Origin of the sequence: Edwardsiella piscicida (assembly GCF_001896205.1) — a bacterium.
GTDB classification, from domain to species: domain Bacteria; phylum Pseudomonadota; class Gammaproteobacteria; order Enterobacterales; family Enterobacteriaceae; genus Edwardsiella; species Edwardsiella piscicida.
Genome location: NZ_MPNU01000001.1, coordinates 1526744 through 1544717 on the forward strand (window position 1 = coordinate 1526744; position 17974 = coordinate 1544717).

The following is a 17974-nucleotide window of genomic DNA, read 5'->3' on the forward strand; positions in this document are numbered from 1 at the left end:
ATAACGGGTGATAATATGCAATCATTGAATAGCCACAGCGCGGCAAAGCGGGTGCCGCCGGAGAAGGTCGCTGCGACCTATCAACGCTATAGAGTCCAGGCGTTAATGAGCGTGTTCCTGGGGTATATGGCGTATTATATTGTGCGTAATAACTTTACGCTTTCTACGCCTTATCTGAAAGAGCAGTTGGATTTAAGTGCAACCCAAATTGGCTTATTAAGTAGCTGTATGCTGATTGCCTACGGCATTAGCAAAGGGGTGATGAGTAGCCTGGCGGATAAAGCCAACCCGAAAATCTTTATGGCCTGCGGCCTGGTGATGTGTGCGCTGGTTAACGTGGGGCTGGGATTTAGCAGCGCCTTTTGGCTGTTTGTTGCGCTGGTGGTCTGTAACGGCCTGTTCCAGGGGATGGGGGTCGGCCCTTCCTTTATCACCATTGCCAACTGGTTCCCGCGCTGTGAGCGAGGCCGCGTCGGTGCCTTCTGGAATATCTCCCACAACGTGGGCGGGGGCATCGTGGCACCGATCATCGGCGTCGCCTTTGCCATGCTGGGCAATGAACACTGGCAGAGCGCCAGCTATATGGTCCCGGCCGGCATCGCCGTACTCTTTGCCGGCGTAGTGCTGCTGCTGGGTAAGCGCTCACCGAAGAAAGAGGGGCTGCCGGCGCTGGATGAGATGATGCCAGAGGAGAAGGTGGTGCTGAAGGGGCATGCTCAGGCCCATGCACCGGAAAATATGACGGCGTTCCAGATCTTCTGCACCTACGTGCTGAAGAATAAAAATGCCTGGTATATCTCGATGGTCGATGTGTTCGTCTATATGGTGCGCTTCGGCATGATCAGCTGGCTCCCCATCTACCTGCTGACGGAGAAAAACTTCAGCAAGGAGCAGATGAGCATCGCGTTCCTGTTCTTTGAATGGGCGGCGATCCCGTCAACCCTGCTGGCCGGGTGGCTGACCGACAAGCTGTTCCACGGTCGTCGTATGCCGCTGGCCATCATCTGCATGGCGATGATCTTTGTCTGCCTGATCGGCTACTGGCAGAGCAACTCGCTGGCCGTTGTCACCGTCTTTGCTGCCATCGTCGGCTGCCTGATCTATGTACCGCAGTTTTTGGCCTCAGTGCAGACCATGGAGATCGTCCCCAGCTTTGCCGTTGGCTCTGCCGTTGGACTGCGTGGCTTCATGAGCTACATCTTCGGTGCGTCGCTGGGAACCAGCCTGTTTGGTGTGATGGTAGACCGCTTCGGCTGGCACGGCGGTTTCTATCTGTTGATGGGCGGGGTGGTGTGCTGCATCCTGTTCTGTATCCTGTCTCACCGCGGGGCGCTGGAGCTGGAGCGTCAGCGTCAGCAGGCGCTGAATGACGCCGCGCCGGAGATGACGCTGCGGCCCGCCGCGGAGTAACGACGCGGGCGACACCGTACGGGCGAACCGGGAGGTCGATATGTACTTTGCAACAGAGGACAATTTCTGGCGCTTTTACACCAACGCATGTGGCCAGTGGGGCTGGTGCGTGGTGGCGCCCACCGGGTATATCGTGCGTCACTCGGTGGGTTTTTTCCCCCGGCGCCGGGACTGCCTGGCCGATGCCAGGATACACGGTTACCAGGATCAGCCATTGACCGCCGACTGTTAACCGATAACGCCACCTTTCAGCGCCCGTCATTCGACGGGCGCTGTGCTTTTCACCTTTCACCACCGCTGCCGCGGCTCACCTGCGGCCTGCGGCCGCCCCCCGGCGGCAAATCGCCGCGCTCGCGTGGTGGCTCGTGGCGTCGCTCGGCGCACGATGCGCTGCTGCGTCAGCCTGACAACGCCTGGCAGGGTCGGCTCCCCCTGGCGCCGCGCCCGACTCACATTTGCTAACACAATGGCGAGCGAGCGATACGCATCCCTCCGCGGCCTTGGTTACACTGTGCTGCAGGTGGCGATGCGTCGATCGCCGCGCGAACCGCCATGAGGAGCGTCATGATGCTACAGCTTAATCCGGCCACTACGGCCCTGGTACTGATCGACTTACAGCAGGGGATTTTGCCCGTCGCCGCCGCGCCCTATACCGGTGCCGAGGTGGTCGCCCGCGCGGCCGCGCTGGCGGCGGCGTTCCGCGCCCGGGCGATGCCGGTGATCCTGGTTCGCGTGGGATGGAGCGCCTCTGGCGCCGACGCCCTGCGTCAGCCGGTCGATGCTCCGGCGCCGGGGGGACCGCGGGCGGAAAACTGGTGGGATTACCCGGCGGCGCTGACGCCCCAGGCGCAGGATATTCAGATCGTTAAGCATCAGTGGGGAGCCTTTTACGGCACCGAGCTGGATCTGCAGCTGCGTCGCCGCGGCATCGATACGCTGGTGCTGGGGGGGATCGCGACCAATATCGGGGTCGAATCGACGGCGCGCAGCGCCTGGGAGCATGGCTATGGGCTATGGATTGCGGAGGATCTCTGCGCGGCGGCGGATGAGGTGCAGCATCGCCATAGCTTTCGCTATATTTTCCCGCGGATCGCGCGGGTGTCGCACAGCGCGGCGCTATTCGCCGCGCTGGGAGCGGTGGCATAACTATCGCAGGCTACGCGTTGCGCCGGGTGCGGACGCAGCGCGCTCTGAGGTTTACTGGCGGCGTTGGGCCGCGGAGTCCTGGACGATAAACGGATCGTCCTCCAGCCTATCGTAGGGAACCTGCTTCAGGGCGAAGTTCTGCACCATCACCTTCGACGGAATGGCTTTTTGGCCAGAGATAAAGCGATAGCGGTCGACGATCTCCTCGCTCTTGATCCCGGTCCAGTCAGAGAACAGGTGCAGGAAATCATGGGCTGAACGGCGCGCTTTGATCACGGTACGGCGTTCGTCATCGGCGGAGAGGATCATCAGCGGCACCTGGTAGTCCTGACGGTAACGGTCGTGGTGCGCCAAAAACTCACTGCGGGTGCCCTTTTCATGGAAGGCCAGGCCGTGATCGGAGAAGTAGATCATGGAGAAGTTCTGCCCGCTCTTGCTCAATTGGCCGTACAGCTCACTCAGGAACTGGTCGGTCTGGGTGATGCTGTACAGATAGCAGGAGGTCTCCTTCGTATGGACGAAGGTGGTGAAGTGGTTATTGGTGCGATCGCAGGCTTTGGGGTGGGAGCCGATCAGATGGTAGACAATCAGCTTCGGCCCCTGCGCGGGGGTGTCCAGCGCCTGCTGGGTAAAGTTCAGCAGATCCATGTCAGAGGTGGACTTACCGTCTTCAAAGTCGCCCTGTTTGAGAAAGCGAACCTCGTCGGCCCGCTTGGCGATGCTGGCGACGATGGTGTCATATTTGCCCAGCTGCCCCTGATTGGAGAACCAGAAGGTGCGGAAGCCGGCCTTCTGCGCCAGCGTGATAATACTGTTTTGATACTCGGCCTGTCCGTTGCGCACCAGGTTCAGCGTCTGGCCTAGGGATTTCTGGGTCGAGGGGGCCGCGGAGAGATAGTCGTTAAAGAAGACGCCGTTGACCTGGCTGGCAAAGGGGGTGGTGGGCCACTTGCCACCGAAGGCGCCGAGCGCATCGCGGCGCGCGCTTTCGCCAATCACCAGCACGTAGATCTGATGCTTGGGCTTGACCGAAGTAACGTGCCAGCTGTCGGCGACGGAGGAGAGCGTCTGCATACGGGCCATCTCGCGATCGACCTCCAGCTTGCCGTTGGCGGTGTCTTCAATAAAGCGTACGACCGGGTAGCCGGTGTCGTTCAGTTGGAACGCTCCGCCGGCGCTCAGGTTAGTGACCGGCGTCAGCAGCAGGCCGCACAGGGCGAGCAGCAGGTATAGCGTTTTGGGCAATCCCCAGGATTTTTCCCGCGGTATCGGTCGCCACGCCAGAACGCCGCCGAGCAGCAGAATAAACAGGGCGATCAGATAGTCCCAGAAGGGGAAGATCTGCGCCATCTCGCCGGCCTCTTCCGGGTTAGTGGAGTAGAGCGCCAGCACCGAGTTGAAGTTGGGCGGGCCAAAGACTCGGCCAAACGGGTAGTAGAGTCCGGCGACCAGGGTACAGAGCAACAGCAGCACTCGCTGCGTGCGCGGCAGATAGTGCGCCAGCAGCAGGAAAATACCGGCCAGTCCCAGCGCATAGATAACGCTAAAGCGGTAGCCCAATCCCAGGTTGATCAGGGCAGCGAGGATAACGTAAAGCAGCGGGTAGGGCGTCAACAATTCGCCGCAGCCGCTTTTTGCGCGTAACAGTAATTCTTTTGGCTTCATGGTTTTTTTCTGAACAAGATGCGCTGGTGATCCCGGTTCACCGTGATGAATCCCCCCACGCTCCGGCAAGAGGACATAGTGTACGACAGAGCTGCCGCTGGAAGGGGGATCCGGAGTGTCGGATTCGGTCCGAACTGGCAGCTTGAAGATAATCTGAGCTGGTACGAATAGCAACAGATATCCGGCATACAATATGTGATAAACCGAACAAATACATTAGGCTGAGTCCGATAAACGTGCGCGCACTTGCCGCCGGGGCTCGCGCGCGTAGGTTAGCAGGGATCGTCGGGCCCATCGTCCCCCGCGCGGCGGCGTCCGTCGAGATCGCGCCGGTCGCAGCGCCGCGCCCGTCGAGGATCACCGCGTAGAGACGATGACAGGCGCCATTTCGCCTGTCATATGCCAATTATAAGATAAAAAAATCTTATGTACCAGGCTGTTGCGCACCGATCGGATCGCGGTTGAGGGTAATCGCCTGATCGGTCAGCGCATCGGGCGCGATATTCATATGGCGCAGTATATCGCCCATGATCTGGCCAAAAATAGGCCCGGCTACCGATCCGCCAAAGTGCTTGCCGGCGGTCGGGTGGTTAACCATCACCACCAGGGCGACGCGCGGATTGCTCGCCGGCGCGACGCCGGCGGTATAGTTAATGTAGCCGCCGTCGTATTTCCCGTCGCTGCCCATTTTTTCTGCGGTACCGGTCTTGATCGCCAGGCGATAGCCGGGAACCGCCGCCGCCACGCCGCTGCCGCCCGGCAGGGCGTCGCTCTCCATCATATGCACCACGGTTCGGACGATGTTGGCGTCGATCACCCGGGTACCGATCACCGGCGGCGTGACCTTGGTGATCGAGAGGGGGCGGAACAGGCCAAAGGAGCCGATGGTGGCGTACTCCCGCGCCATTTGCAGGGGGGTGATACGCAGACCGTAGCCAAAGGAGAAGGTCGCGCGCTCAATGTCTGACCAGCGCTGGCGGTGCAGGGGGAAATAGCCGCCGCTCTCGCCGCTGATGCCCAGCGCGGTGGAGACCCCTAGCCCAAAGCTATGGTAGAGGTTGACCAGCACATCGGCGGGCATGGCCAGCGCGATGTGGGATACCCCGATATCGCTGGATTTTTGCAGAATGCCGGTAATGGTCAGGCGTGACCAGTGGCCGACGTCGCGGATCAGGTGGCCGTTAACCGGATACGGCATGGTATCGATGACGGAGTCCGGACGGATCAGGTGGCGCTGCAGGCCCGCCATCACCACCAGCGGCTTCACCGTCGATCCGGGCTCAAAGCTGTCGGAGATAGCGACGTTACGCATGTCCTGCTGGGCCACCCCCTGGTAGTTGTTGGGGTTGAAGGAGGGATAGCTGGCCATGCCAAGGATCTCGCCGGTATTTACATCTACCAGCACGGCGGCGCCGGAGTCGGCCTGATTGCGCAGCACGCCGTCGCGCAGGTGGGAGTAGAGCGCGTACTGCATATAGCGATCGATGCTCAGGGGCAGCGTCGGCGCCTGCTGGGCCGGATCGTCCTCCATCAGGCCGACGACGTGACCATAGCGATCCTTACGGTAAAGGCGGTAGCCCGGCTTGCCCTGCAGCAGGCTATTAAAGCCGTGCTCGATGCCGTTCAGCCCCTGCTGATCGAGCCCGACGATGCCGATCAGCGGCGCCGCCGCCTCGCCCATCGGGTAGTAGCGGCTGGCGTCGTCCGGGGTAGAGACGCCGGGGATGTGCAGCTTGGCGATATAGCCCGCGATCTCGGCCTCGACCTGGCGGCCCAGGTAGATAAAGCGGCGCTGGCCGTTTTGCAGGATCTTGTCGCGGATGCTCTCCAGCGGCTGTGACAGCGCGTTGGCCAGATAGCGCCACTGCGGGCTGCTGAGCTGGGGGTCGTGCTCCAGCACCCGCACCGGGTCGGCGATCACATCGTTAGAGGCGACGCTGACCGCCAGCGGCTGTCCGTTGCGATCGGTAATGGTGCCGCGTAGCGGGTGGGTGACCAGCTCGCGCAGCGAGCGCTGATCGGCCTCTTTTTCCAGCTGGGGCTGCTTCATTAACTGCAGATAGCCCACGCGCAGCAGCAGTAATAACAGAAAAACGCCAATGCCAATGTAAATCAGCACAAAACGGCCTGCAAAATAGTTGACTTTGCCTGTTTGAGGGCTTTTTTTGCGCATAAAGTAGTCTGCAACGAAGAACAACAAAATGATGATAATTCATAGCACTATAAATTAGCTGACGCCTTGGATCTGCGCGGAGAAACATTTATACGTAATAAAGACAAAATTGAAATAAATAGCCGTAAAAAACAACATGTGCGCGCCCTCAGGGGGCGCGTCGTAGGGGGAATGTAGGAGGGCGCTCGCGCGGCCAGGCATGTCCGCGACGCGGTCGGCGCGCCGCGAAGCAGCGTCGCCTAGGCGGGGTCGGTCAGAACAAACATGCCATAGGGATGAATCTCCAGATAATAGCGCTCGCCGACGTCTGGCTGCAGGCGGGTGGCGTTCACCTGCAGCAGGAGCTCCTGCCCGTGCCATGCGACCCTGACCTCATACTGCGGGCCCATGTAGGCCACGTGTCGGATCTCACAGCGCTGGCTCTCATCGCCGCGCTCGCTCAGGGTGATGGCCTCCGGGCGTACGCCGACGGTGCCGTGGCCCTGGCTGGCAAAGTGCGTCGGGCGCGGCAGGTGATAGCCGTAGATCGCCACGCTCTCCGGGCTAAAGGTGGCCGGAAGCAGGTTGGCGTCCCCCATAAAGCTGGCCATAAAGCGCGATGCCGGCTGACGGTAGAGCGCCTGCGGTGAGCCTATCTGCATGATATGCCCCTGATTCATCACCAGCACGGCGTCAGAGACGGCAAAGGCCTCGCTCTGATCGTGGGTAACATACAGAGATGTGATATCAAACTGCGTTTGCAGCTCGCGGATCTTGTCGCGCATGCTGCGGCGCAGGTTGGCGTCCAGGTTACTCAGGGGCTCATCAAACAGCAGAACCTTGGGGCGCAGGATCAGCGCCCGCGCCAGCGCCACGCGCTGCTGCTGGCCACCGGAGATCTGATCCACGTAGCGATTTTCGAACCCCGCCAAATCCACCAGCGCCAGCGCCTCTTTCACCCGGGTGACGATCTCCGCCTTTGCCACGCCGAGCATCTTCAGGCCATAGCCGATGTTCTCGCCCAGCGACATATGGGGAAACAGGGCGTAGGACTGGAACACCATGCAGATATCACGCTGCTGGATGGCGCGGTGGGTCACCTCTTCGCCGTCGATAAAAATCTGCCCCTCGCTGGGTTTCTCCAGCCCGGCCACCAGACGCAAAATGGTGGTTTTACCGCAGCCGGAGGGGCCGAGCAGCGTGACCATCTGCCCTCGGGGGATGGTGAGGTTAATGTCGTCGATAACCGTATTGCTGCCGAATCGCTTGGTGACGCTGCGCAGCTCAACGAAACTGTTCTGATCCATAGTGCGCTCCCTTAGGCGGGGTCATTGGCTTTTGAGCGGGAGGTTCGCGCCTCGCCGATCAGCCAGTCAAAGAGGAAAATGATCGCCAGCATCACGACGATCAGGATCGAACCATAGGCGATGGCGACCCCGTACTCGCCGTCCTCCACCCGGTTCAGTATGTAGGCGGTGGCGACGCGGGTATCGGGCGTCACGAGGAACACGATGGCGCTGACCGTGGTAACGGCGCGCACAAAGCTGTAGATCAGCGCTGACAGGATCGCCGGGCGCAGCAGCGGCAGCAAAATGTGCGTGATGGTGCGCAGCGAGCCGGCGCGCAGGCTGAGAGAGGCCTCATCCAGCGATTTATCGATCTGGCCCAGGCCCGCGATGCCCGCGCGGATGCCGACCGGTACGTTGCGCATGATCATGGAGATGATCACGATCGCCGCCGTTCCGGTGAGGTATACCGGCGCGCTGTTAAAGGCCAGAATGTAGGATACGCCGGCCACGGTACCCGGCACGGCAAAGCAGAGCATGGTGGTGAACTCGATGGTCTTTTTGCCGGTGAACTGTTGCCGTACCACAATCCAGGCGATCAGCAGGCCAAACGCGGCGGTGATCGGCGCCGCAATGCCGGCGTAGAGCAGGGTGTCGAGCAGCGAGGGCCACGCCCCATCGTGCATTCCCTGGCCGAACAGCGTGATAAAGTTATTCAGGGTCAGGGTATAGTCCACCCCCCAGTTAACGGTGAAGCTGCCGTAGAAAATGCTGCCGTAGAGCAGGGCGTTGAACAGGACCCAGAGCGTCAGAAGGGCGATAACACCCCATACCAGCGCCGTCGGCAGCGGCTGTACGTCGCCCCGATAGGATTTGCCGGACACGGTGACGTAGGAGCGCTTGCCGATCCACAGATACTGTACGCAAAACACCAGCAGCGAGAACAGCAGCAGAAATACGCCGAGGGTGCTGGCGGCCTGGTAGTCGAGCTGTGACCCGGTGATATAAAAGTAGATTTGCGTCGCCAGCACATCGAAGTTGCCGCCGAGCACCAGCGGGTTGCTAAAGTCGGCCAGCGACTGCACGACCACGATCAGAAACGCGTTGGCCAGCGCGGGCTTGAGTAGGGGAATAAACACCCCGCGAAAGGTCTGCCAACGGCTGGCGCGCAGCGTGTATGAGGCCTCCTCCAGCGAGGGGGGGATGGTCTTGATGGCGCCATCCAGGATCATAAAGGCCATCGGGGTAAAGGCCAGCACCTGGGCCAGCCAGATACCGGTGAAGCCATACAGCCAGTTGGTATTGGTTAGCCCGAACCACGCCGCCATCCCTTCGGTAATATAGCCGGAACGCCCCATCATGAGCGTTACGCCCAGGCCGACGACAAAGGGGGGCGTAACGATGGGCAGAATGGAGAATACGCGTCCGATAATGGCGCTGCGCTTAGCGATGCGGGTGGTATAGATAGCCAGCACCAGGCCAAAGAAGGTACAGCCGATCCCCACCGCGATCGACAGCGCGATCGAGTTGAGGATCACCTGCAGAATGTGCGCCTGCGCCAGCACCTGGGTGAACGCCAGCGGGGCAAAGGCGCCGTGTTCGTCGGTAAACATCGGGATAAAAATCGCGATGCTCGGCCAGACGATAAACACGCCGATCAGCGCGACGATCGCGATCAGCGAGCCGATCACGAAGCGATCGCCGCCCAGCCATTCGAGGCGGGCCAATGCCTGCGTCATGATGGCGCCGAGCGCGACAAACAGCGCGATCGCCGCGTACCCCAGCCCCCGACCTTCCACCGTGGCGCTGATCGCCACAAAGAGGATACAGCATAGCGCCCCGCCGGCGTCAGCGTAGTCGCGGCGGCGCGACGTCGGCGCCCCACGGCGCCGGATCAGCAGCAGGGTCGGCAGCAGGTACCACAGCCAGCTGATGTTGAGCTGTGACCAGCCGTAGGCCGCCAGAATTTCGTCGGGCGTTGACGCCAGCAGACCATAGTCCAGGCTCCAGCTTGGCAGCAGCGCAAAGGCCAGCCAGCCGAGTAAAATCCAAAGGCGTAGCGTATCCCGCTTGGCGACGGGAGGCTGCGTTAGGGTGTGTGACATAGGTGCCCCGGTGTGTTGCGCGGCCCGTCTGACGAGGGCGCCGACGGGCCGCGGGTTAGGCGATGAGGGTCGGCGCCGGCGCGGCGTATGCGGCGCGCCGCTGCGTTTGGCCGACGTCTCCTGAGCGGGGCTAGTTCCCCATCTTAACGTCGTTGACCCACTTGTTGATCAGTGCCTTACGCACGTCGGTCGAACCGTATTTGTCCATGTCATAGCTGATAAGATTTAGGTCATCGAGCTTCAGCGAGTGGGGGGAGCTCTCTGCCGTGGTGTTGGTCAGGATCTGGTAAGACTTGCCCTTTTTCCAGGCCAGCTCCTGGGCCTCTTTCGACAGCACCCAGTCGACGAACAGTTTGGCGTTGGCGAGGTTGCGGGCGCCTTTCAGGATGCTGACGCCGCCGATCTCATAGCCGGTGCCCTCGCAGGGCGAGACCAGCAGCAGCGGGGCTCCCTGCTCTTTTTCCAGCGAGTAATCGTGCAGGAAACCGATGCCGATGGCGGTCTCACCGCGCGCGGCGTTGCGCGCCGGGGCAATGCCCGATTTGGTGTACTGGGATACGTTGGCATTCAGCCGCTTCAGATAGTCGAAGGCCTGCGGCTCGCCCCACAGCTGGACAAAGGTCGCTAGCGCGGTGTAGGCGGTGCCGGAGCTTTGCGGATCGGCTATCTGAATTTCACCTTTGTACTCCGGTTTGATCAGATCCTTCCAGCAGGTCGGCACCGGCAGATGCTTCTCTTTGAGGCGCTCGGTATTGACGCCAAAGCCGAGAATGCCGATATAGACCGCCGAGGAGTAGTTGCCTTTTACCTTGGCCGGGTCGCGAAATTTCTCCATCACCTGCGCCAGATTGGGCGAGGCGTAGGGCTGCAGCAGCCCTATCTCACCGGCCTGAGACTGGGGATCCAGCGTACCGCCATACCAGACGTCCGCCTGGGGGTTTTTCTTTTCGGCGTCCACTTTGGCCAGGGTGCTGCCGGAGCCGTTGCGGATGAACGCAGTTTTGACATCGTATTTTTCACCGAAGGCCCGGGTTTCCGTCTCACACATTTCGTTCGTCGCACTGCAATAGACGACCAGACGGCCCTGGGCGTGCGCGGCGCCGCTCAGCATGGACAGCGTAACGGCAGAGGTCATCAGGGTAGCGATCAGCGTTTTTTTCATTGTTTTATCCTTTGGCCAAGAGAGAGGGTGACGCCCGCCATCAGCAGCGGCATCAGCAACAGCACCATCAGTACGGCGGCGATGGAGAGCAGGCTAAACATCCCCGACCAGCCGTAGCGTTCGATAATCTGTGACAGCGGCCAGCCTGCCAGCGCGGCGCCCAGATACGCGAACAGGCCGAGAAATCCCGTAATGGATCCCGCGGCATCCTTGTGACCGCATTCGACGGCGGCGAGGCCGATCAGCATCTGCGGACCAAAGACAAAGAAGCCCACGGAAAAGAAGCAGACGGCGAGCAGCGCATAGTGGTGAACCTGGACCAGCCACAGCGCGCTCACGGAGACCATCAGCCCGAGCGTGAACAGCAGGATCATGGGCGCCCGCTGTCCGCGGAACAGCAGATCCGATCCCCAGCCGGCAAACAGTGCCCCCAGCAGGCCGCCGACCTCAAACAGCATCACCGTGGCGTTGGCGCTGAGCAGATTGACGCCGTGGCTTTCGGTCAGCCAGATGTTGCCCCAGTCGTTGAGCGCAATACGGATCAGGTAGACCAACACATAGGCGATGCCCAGCAGCCAGATCATGGGGTTCTTCAGCACGGTGGTGCGCAGCATTTGCCACAGCCCCATGGGCGGACTTTGCCGTTCCTGGCGCAGCTCTAGCGGATCGTTACGCCAGACGCCGACGGAGGGCAGCCCCAGCTCCCGCGGCGTTCCCGTTAACTGCATTATCAGCCAGATCCCCAGGATCATACCGATGATCCCCGGGGTCAGCATGGCGGCCTGCCACCCCCAGCGCAGGGCGGCGTAGGCGCAGATCAGCGGCATCAGCGCGCCGCCGAGATTGATGGACATATTCCAGCTGCCCCACCAGAAACCGCGCTCGTTGCGCGAGTACCAGTGGGTGAGCAGCCGGGCGCAGGGAGGCCATCCCCACCCCTGAAAGAAGCCGTTCAGCGTCCAGATCACCAGCATCAGCGGCAGCGACTGGGTAAAGGCGAACGCCACGTTCAGCGCGCCGGTGGCAAACAGGCCCATGCCCATAAACGCCCGCTGACCATGGCTATCGTGCCAGAGCCCGGCGGCAAACTTGGACAGGCCATAGGTGAGGTAAAACAGTGACCCCAGCAGGCCGATGCTGCCTTTGTCCAGTCCGAGATCCGTTTGCAGCGCAGGAAGGACGTAGTTCACGCTTTTGCGCGTCAGGTAAAACGCGGCGTAGCCCAGCGCCATCCCGATCCACAGCCGCGACCGCAGGGTCCGGTAGCGTTGGTCTATTGGGTCTATTGCCGAGGCGGGGCGTGCGTGCATGATGTTCTCCACTGGCGTTGACTATAGAAAGACGCGGGGCAAAAGGGATGAGACAATGTCTGGCGTGGCTAAGACTTTTTCCTGCTTAGGCGCCGGCGCGTTGCAAAACTGTGGGCAGCTTAACAATGACGCGGGTACCGCGCTGCGACGCCAGCGTGAGCTCGCCGCCGAGGGCATGGACGCGCTCGCGCATGCCCTGAATACCCTGGCCGGGAGGGCTCTGGCGGCCGATGCCCACACCGTTATCCTGCACCAGCAGATGCAGGCAGGGGGCGTGATAGCGCAGTACGATGGAGACCGCGCTGGCGTCGGCGTGTTTACAGACATTGTTAAGCAGCTCCTGCAGCAGACGGTACAGGGTAAACTGTACGGTTTCGCCCGCGGGCGGCGCGTCTAGCCGGTAATCAAAGCGGCAGCGGATCCCGCGCTCGGCGAAGGCAAACTCGTTGACCAAGTGGTACAGCGCCTCCTGGAACGACAGCTCATCCAGCGCCGGCGGGCGCAGCTGGCGCAGGAGCTGACGGGTCGAGAGGTGAATGCGCCGGGCCAGATCGTTGATCTGAGCGGCGGCGGAGAGCACGAGGGCAGGCTCCTGCCGCTGTCGGAGCAGCTGAGACTGGATCTGGATCGCCGTGATGTTCTGGCCGATCTCATCATGCAGCTCACGCGCCAGGCGTTTGCGCGTGTTCTCCTCGGTATGCACCAGCTGTTCGGTCAGCGCCCGGCGCGCCGCGAGCTCGCTCTCCAGCCGCTGACGGTAGTGGTGCAGATTTTGCGCCAGGTGCTGCTGACGGCTGATGGCGATGCCCAGGCCGATCCCCAGCAGGGCCTGCGTGGCAAGAAAGATCTCCAGCTCCAGCAGATTGCTGAATCCGACCCCAATCTGGCGCGCGATGGTGATCATCATGCTGCCCAGCAGGCCGGAGAGCACGCCCCCCTGCCAACCGAACTTCCAGGCCATCACCACGTTGGGCAGGAACACGACCATCAGCAGCAGGCGCTCGATCTCCGGGGAGAGCACCATCTGTGTGCCGATGCCGATGATAAAAAAGAGGCTGCACCAGATAAGCAGCGAGGCGCGCAGGGGCGGGTTGTTGGTATCGAGCCCCAGCAGATGATAGCGATGCTGCTGGCGTAGAAAGTCGAAGATCAGGTAGACGAAGGGCGTCAGCAGAACCCCGCCGGTAAACGAGCTCAGGCCGAGCAGCAGCGCCGGACTTTTAATCCACGGGGAGAGTAGGGCGGTGTTGAGCAGCGCGGTTGCGGTAACGGCGGCGAGCAGCAGCGTTAGCCGCTGCCAGTAGAGCGGAAAGCGGTGCCAGGCGCGCTGCACCAGCCGGGCGGGGAGCAGGCTGATCAGCGGCACGATAAGCAGAATATCGCCGTTGAGCAGCTGCTCGCTGCGCAGCCAGTACAGCGCCAACATGGGGGGCAGCACCAGCGCTGGCCAATAGCGTCGAGAGAGCAGTATCAGCAGCGCCAGGTAGACGCCGTGCGGCAAAAATAGCGCCGCCTGCTGACCGCTGTGGGTCAGATAAAATCCCAGCGTCCACAGCATGAGCCACCCAGAGCCCCAGGCCAGCAGAATAAACAGGGAGATAACCCGGTAACGCGCGCGGCGCGACATCAGAGCCCCGTCAGCAGCTGGTGGTCAAGGGCAAAATGCACCAGATCGATGGTGCTGTGGCACTGCAGCTTACCCAGTACGTTGGCCCGGTGTACGTGCACCGTTTTATGGCTGAGATCGAGCGCAAAGGCGATGCGCTTAACGCTATCGCCCTTCACCAGCAGCGCAAAGATCTCGCGTTCGCGCGGGGTGAGTATTTTGAGCGCCTCGGCCGCCGGTTCGCCGCCGCGCAGCGCCCGCAGCGCATCGGCGCACAGGTAGTGTCCCCCCATGCTGACGGAGCGGACCGCCTGGACCAGCTCTTCGGGCCCGCAGCGCTTGGTCAGATAGCCGCTGGCGCCGGCGTCCAGGGCGCTTTTGACAAAGGCGGGGGTGTCGTAAATGCTGAGGATAATCGCGCGGAATCCGGGCCTCTTGGCGCGCAGGCGTTTCAGCAGACTCAGGCCGTTTTCATCCGGCATGGCGATATCGAGCACCGCGACGTTGACATCGTCACGCAGCAGCGGCTGCCAGGCCTCTGCCGCGCTGCTAAACTGGCCGGCGACAGCCAGATCGGGCTCAAGGGTTAGGAGCTGTGCAAATCCGGAGCGGACCACGACATGGTCATCTACCAAGACGACGCGGATCATGAGAATGCCTCCTTGCTAAAGGATGGCGCCTATGATGCCCGCTGCGAAAATCGCTGCAATCAGCTGAGCGTGTTTATGTCGTCAGGGTAACAAAATTGCGCTTCATCCCCCTACGTCGTCACGGCGGCGGGAGCATCAATCGGGGGAATTATCGGGGAGCGCCGCGTCGCCCTACCGGTTTATGCGGAATAACTGTTCACCTTACGGGGGATATTGGCGTAGAAAAATCCGAATACGATAATCCAGCCTAAAAATTAGCGTAACAGGAAAATCACCGTAGAGATAACTGAAAATATTTATCAAGTTGTTCGAATTCCCCAAATAGCAATCTGTGCCTTTAATGGAGGATAATTACTCGCGCAGGATGGTCATCATCGCGATAGGTGATAGCCGCACAGAGATAGGGCCAACGCGTGGGAGGGGGTGCCAGGCAATGACAGCAGTACAGGATCGTTTCGCTCACCAGTCTCCGCCTGCGGATACCGATCGCCGGGTTACGCTGGTGATGGACTGCGATCGTTTTTTTTATGATGGTCTGGCGCAGCATATTATTTCTGACGATCGGATATTACATGAAACGCGCTATGCCCATCTGGCAGACGCGATCGCCACACGGCGGGTCGATCACGTGATCGCCGAGCTGTATACCCATGATGATACGCCCATCGATGCGCTGCTGGCGCTGATGCGCGTGCGCGCCTATCGTCCGTCGCTGCGGATCACGGTGATGACGGATATTACCCACCCAGCGGTGCTGGCGGCGGTGCATAGCCTGGGGCAGGTGAGCCTGATCTCCAAACGGGAGCCGCTGCCCCGTCTCGCCGAGGCCTACCGGCATTCGCTGCGCCAGGCGCACCTTAGCCCGCGGATGAAACGCAAGATGCAGGCGCAGCCTGAGATGGCCGGCATGTCGTTTCCCGAGTGGAAGGTGGTGGCGATTCGCAGCCGCGGCGGCGATAACTACCAGGTCGCCAGCTACCTTGGGATCCACCATAAGAGCGTTAACTATCGCCAGCGCTGCATCATGCAGAAACTGGCGTTCGCCAGTAAGCCGGAGTTTTTGCGCTTTCTCAGCGCCATGAGCGATAACCCCGTGCATGCTCCCCGCTTACAGCGGCACCAGCAGCACGTCGGTATGGGTGCGGTCGATCAGTGCCCCCGCAGAGCTGAGCAGGCGCTTGACGAAGCCTTCGCAGTGGTTGCCGCAGATCAATAGATCGACGCGCTGGCGCCGACAGGTGTCGACGATGCAGTCGATCAGCTCTCCGTGGCCGATGTGGGTGTGGGCGATAGGGTAATCGACCCGGCGGCATAGCTGTTCCAGAAACAGGGCGGTCTCCTCGTGCAGCAGGTGACGCGTCTCTGCGAGCAGGGGACCCGCGTAGCTGCAGCACAGATCGGGCTCATTGCACAGCGTCAGCAGGCTGATGCTCGCGCCCGACGGGCGGGCGATGGCGATGGCTTTATCCAGCAGAATGTGGCTGTCCGGATCCGGGGCAACGGCGACCAGAATCGTATGGTAGCTCATGGGACTCCTCCTTGTGATGGGCCGGCTTTCGATGGGGCGGAGGGCCAGCGCGGCCGGATCGGCGAGGGTATCCGGCTATTCGCCGCGCGACGTTACCGTCGTGTGGGCCTTGACGCCGCGCGGTACCGCTCTAACAGGAATAGGCCAACTTTATTGACTGCGCCAGCGTCAGGCGGTTTTTAACGACGCCGGCGGGCGGCGTTGACCTTTCTACGTTAGCGCGCTTTCTATGGTATAAAATGCGCGGCGCGGGCGATGTGGCGTCTATCACAGCGTATCCCGCGCCGGATAGCGTCAGTAACTTAGGCTCAGGATACGGCGGGCCGCCGTCTCATCGATGTTCTGTCGCTCGCCCAGCGGCAGCAGCTGAAAACGCCGCAGGTTATCGATAACGGCATCGATACAGCTCTCTTCAAGACCACAGGCGCTGAGCCGGGTCTGCATCCCCATATCGCTGAAGAAGCGCTCGGTATGCTCGATGGCCGAGGCGATTCGCTCCTCTTCGCTGCCGCTGCGCAGCCCCCATACCCGCTCAGCATACTGCAGCAGCTTCAGGCGTTTATCCTGCTGCTGCACCCGCATGACGGCCGGCAGCAGAATGGCCAGCGTCAGGGCATGATCCATTCCGTACAGCGCCGTCAGCTGGTGGCCGATACGATGGCTTGACCAGTCCTGCGGTACTCCGGCGCCGACCATACCATTCAGCGCCATACTGGCCGCCCACATTACGCTGGCGCGGACGTCGTAGCTGTGGGGCTCGCTGAGCGCCCGCGGTCCCTCCTCCAGCAGCGTCAGCAGCAGCCCTTCGGCCAGACGATCCTGAACCCGGGCGTAGACCGGATAGGTGAGGTATTGCTCCATGACATGGACGAAGGCATCCACGACGCCGTTGGCAACCTGCCGCGCGGGCAGGGTATAGGATTTGTGGGGATCCAGCACGGAGAAGCGCGGAAACAGCGCGGGGTGAGAGTAGCCGACCTTGGCGCCGAGGCGTCGATGGCTGACGACGGCGGTCGGGTTCATCTCTGAACCGGTGCCGGGCAGGGTCAGAATGCAGCCCAGCGGCAACACCCGCTGCGGCGGCCGCTTTTGGCGCCACATCTCCCAGGGATCGCCCGCATAGTGCGCCGCGGCGGCGATAAACTTGCTGCCGTCGATCGCCGAGCCGCCCCCGATGGCCAGCAGAAAATCGATGCGCTGCTCGCGCACCTGCTGTACCGCCTTCAGCAGCGTCTCCAGCTCGGGGTTGGCCTCGATGCCGCCAAACTCACCGATGATGCGGGGGCCCAGTACGCGGCGGACTTCGTCCAGGTAGCCAAACTGGCGGGCGCTGTTGCCGCCGTAGGTGATCAGGATGCGTGCCTCGGCGGGAATATGCTGCGGGATATCCGCGATGCGTTCGCCGCCAAACAGAATGCGGGTGGGATTATAGTAGTCAAAGTTGAACATAGGCGGGACTCCTCAGTCGTGGTGGGGGCATACGCTTCCCCCGGTCGGATCGGTCGTGTCCGTGATGTGCGAGTAACGTCGGCGTAGCGCGGCGTGATAGAACACAGCCTAACATGCCCCTTCTGAGCCCACAGGCGCGAAATGTGACGATACGCACTTTTGGTCATAAAAACCATTAACCACGCGCGTAAGGTCTCTGCGTGGCGTAATTTATTCTGCCAAATGATGAATACAACGAATAAATTCTATGAATAGTTATATCGATATTACTGAATAAAGAGAAATAGGTGCTCGGTGGAGGGGGGGATATCCCCGCATTAATTGAGATATATCAGAATTTAGCGCAGGAAGTATTCTATGGCGCCACGCCGGCTATCAAGGCTATCTATTTTTATTCTATGGTTTTGCTCATCGTTTAGTTCTTTGTATGACTATCGAATTTTTATTCAGACTTTAAACCTAAAAATATACATTATTACAACATAAAAATCTAAAAATGCAAAAA

The 17974-nt window shown here is 60.9% G+C and carries 14 protein-coding genes; 4 read left to right on the plus strand and 10 right to left on the minus strand.

The window, feature by feature from the left end; translation table 11 throughout:
- The first annotated feature begins 15 nt into the window (after positions 1-15).
- From pgtP to BRD58_RS06970, 3 genes are all read left to right on the plus strand, one after another.
- Entirely contained in the window at positions 16-1410 is a 1395-nt protein-coding gene (gene pgtP / locus BRD58_RS06960; protein ID WP_012848177.1) for a phosphoglycerate transporter PgtP, read from the plus strand.
- Positions 1411-1450: 40 nt separating this feature from the next.
- Positions 1451-1642, plus strand: coding sequence for a hypothetical protein (locus tag BRD58_RS06965; RefSeq protein WP_015461294.1), 192 nt, complete (start codon positions 1451-1453; stop codon positions 1640-1642).
- A gap of 335 nt (positions 1643-1977) precedes the next feature.
- Positions 1978-2556 carry a hydrolase gene (locus BRD58_RS06970; RefSeq protein WP_015461295.1) on the plus strand — a complete coding sequence of 193 codons (579 nt, stop codon included), beginning with the start codon at positions 1978-1980 and terminating at the stop codon, positions 2554-2556.
- 51 nt (positions 2557-2607) lie between these two features.
- Here the strand turns inward: BRD58_RS06970 and BRD58_RS06975 are convergent, their stop codons facing one another.
- The 8 genes from BRD58_RS06975 to BRD58_RS07010 all read right to left on the minus strand — a co-directional run bounded on the left by BRD58_RS06975 (position 2608) and on the right by BRD58_RS07010 (position 14492).
- Positions 2608-4221 carry a phosphoethanolamine transferase gene (locus BRD58_RS06975; protein WP_015461296.1) on the minus strand — a complete coding sequence of 538 codons (1614 nt, stop codon included), beginning with the start codon at positions 4219-4221 and terminating at the stop codon, positions 2608-2610.
- A 424-nt stretch (positions 4222-4645) separates the two neighbouring features.
- Positions 4646-6394: a penicillin-binding transpeptidase domain-containing protein gene (locus BRD58_RS06980; protein WP_015461297.1), complete on the minus strand. Its 1749-nt coding sequence runs from the start codon at positions 6392-6394 to the stop codon at positions 4646-4648.
- A 239-nt stretch (positions 6395-6633) separates the two neighbouring features.
- Positions 6634-7680, minus strand: a complete 1047-nt coding sequence (gene fbpC / locus BRD58_RS06985; RefSeq protein WP_012848181.1) for a ferric ABC transporter ATP-binding protein — start codon at positions 7678-7680, stop codon at positions 6634-6636.
- Between the two features lie 11 nt (positions 7681-7691).
- Positions 7692-9764, minus strand: a complete 2073-nt coding sequence (locus tag BRD58_RS06990) for an ABC transporter permease (protein WP_015461298.1) — start codon at positions 9762-9764, stop codon at positions 7692-7694.
- A gap of 130 nt (positions 9765-9894) precedes the next feature.
- A complete protein-coding gene (locus BRD58_RS06995; RefSeq protein WP_015461299.1) occupies positions 9895-10926 on the minus strand; it encodes an ABC transporter substrate-binding protein in 1032 nt (343 codons plus the stop codon).
- On the minus strand, positions 10923-12236 hold the full coding sequence (uhpC, locus tag BRD58_RS07000; protein ID WP_041692734.1) for an MFS transporter family glucose-6-phosphate receptor UhpC: 1314 nt from the start codon (positions 12234-12236) through the stop codon (positions 10923-10925). Before uhpC ends, BRD58_RS06995 begins: the two co-directional genes overlap by 4 nt.
- 85 nt (positions 12237-12321) lie before the next feature.
- Positions 12322-13863, minus strand: a complete 1542-nt coding sequence (locus BRD58_RS07005) for an MASE1 domain-containing sensor histidine kinase (protein ID WP_015461301.1) — start codon at positions 13861-13863, stop codon at positions 12322-12324.
- Positions 13863-14492: a response regulator transcription factor gene (locus BRD58_RS07010; RefSeq protein WP_073382043.1), complete on the minus strand. Its 630-nt coding sequence runs from the start codon at positions 14490-14492 to the stop codon at positions 13863-13865. The genes BRD58_RS07005 and BRD58_RS07010 overlap by 1 nt, the downstream gene beginning before the upstream one ends.
- A gap of 433 nt (positions 14493-14925) precedes the next feature.
- On the opposite strand from BRD58_RS07010, the gene BRD58_RS07015 reads away from it, so the two are divergent.
- Positions 14926-15708, plus strand: a complete 783-nt coding sequence (locus tag BRD58_RS07015) for a helix-turn-helix transcriptional regulator (RefSeq protein ID WP_012848188.1) — start codon at positions 14926-14928, stop codon at positions 15706-15708.
- Here BRD58_RS07015 and BRD58_RS07020 read toward each other — a convergent pair.
- Both BRD58_RS07020 and BRD58_RS07025 read right to left on the minus strand, forming a co-directional pair.
- Complete coding sequence (locus BRD58_RS07020; RefSeq protein WP_015461302.1) at positions 15601-16020, minus strand: universal stress protein; 420 nt, start codon at positions 16018-16020, stop codon at positions 15601-15603. The two genes, BRD58_RS07015 and BRD58_RS07020, sit on opposite strands and share 108 nt — an antisense overlap.
- Before the next feature lie 294 nt (positions 16021-16314).
- Positions 16315-17469: an iron-containing alcohol dehydrogenase gene (locus BRD58_RS07025; protein WP_073382047.1), complete on the minus strand. Its 1155-nt coding sequence runs from the start codon at positions 17467-17469 to the stop codon at positions 16315-16317.
- Between the last annotated feature and the right edge of the window lie 505 nt (positions 17470-17974).

Excerpts from the sequence above, each read along its gene's own strand:
- pgtP (WP_012848177.1), top strand. The coding sequence starts at position 16 with ATGCAATCATTGAATAGCCACAGCGCGGCAAAGCGGGTGCCGCCGGAG.
- BRD58_RS06965 (WP_015461294.1), top strand. The coding sequence starts at position 1,451 with ATGTACTTTGCAACAGAGGACAATTTCTGGCGCTTTTACACCAACGCA.
- BRD58_RS06970 (WP_015461295.1), top strand. The coding sequence starts at position 1,978 with ATGCTACAGCTTAATCCGGCCACTACGGCCCTGGTACTGATCGACTTA.
- BRD58_RS06975 (WP_015461296.1), bottom strand. The coding sequence starts at position 4,221 with ATGAAGCCAAAAGAATTACTGTTACGCGCAAAAAGCGGCTGCGGCGAA.
- BRD58_RS06980 (WP_015461297.1), bottom strand. The coding sequence starts at position 6,394 with ATGCGCAAAAAAAGCCCTCAAACAGGCAAAGTCAACTATTTTGCAGGC.
- fbpC (WP_012848181.1), bottom strand. The coding sequence starts at position 7,680 with ATGGATCAGAACAGTTTCGTTGAGCTGCGCAGCGTCACCAAGCGATTC.
- BRD58_RS06990 (WP_015461298.1), bottom strand. The coding sequence starts at position 9,764 with ATGTCACACACCCTAACGCAGCCTCCCGTCGCCAAGCGGGATACGCTA.
- BRD58_RS06995 (WP_015461299.1), bottom strand. The coding sequence starts at position 10,926 with ATGAAAAAAACGCTGATCGCTACCCTGATGACCTCTGCCGTTACGCTG.
- uhpC (WP_041692734.1), bottom strand. The coding sequence starts at position 12,236 with ATGCACGCACGCCCCGCCTCGGCAATAGACCCAATAGACCAACGCTAC.
- BRD58_RS07005 (WP_015461301.1), bottom strand. The coding sequence starts at position 13,863 with ATGTCGCGCCGCGCGCGTTACCGGGTTATCTCCCTGTTTATTCTGCTG.
- BRD58_RS07010 (WP_073382043.1), bottom strand. The coding sequence starts at position 14,492 with ATGATCCGCGTCGTCTTGGTAGATGACCATGTCGTGGTCCGCTCCGGA.
- BRD58_RS07015 (WP_012848188.1), top strand. The coding sequence starts at position 14,926 with ATGACAGCAGTACAGGATCGTTTCGCTCACCAGTCTCCGCCTGCGGAT.
- BRD58_RS07020 (WP_015461302.1), bottom strand. The coding sequence starts at position 16,020 with ATGAGCTACCATACGATTCTGGTCGCCGTTGCCCCGGATCCGGACAGC.
- BRD58_RS07025 (WP_073382047.1), bottom strand. The coding sequence starts at position 17,469 with ATGTTCAACTTTGACTACTATAATCCCACCCGCATTCTGTTTGGCGGC.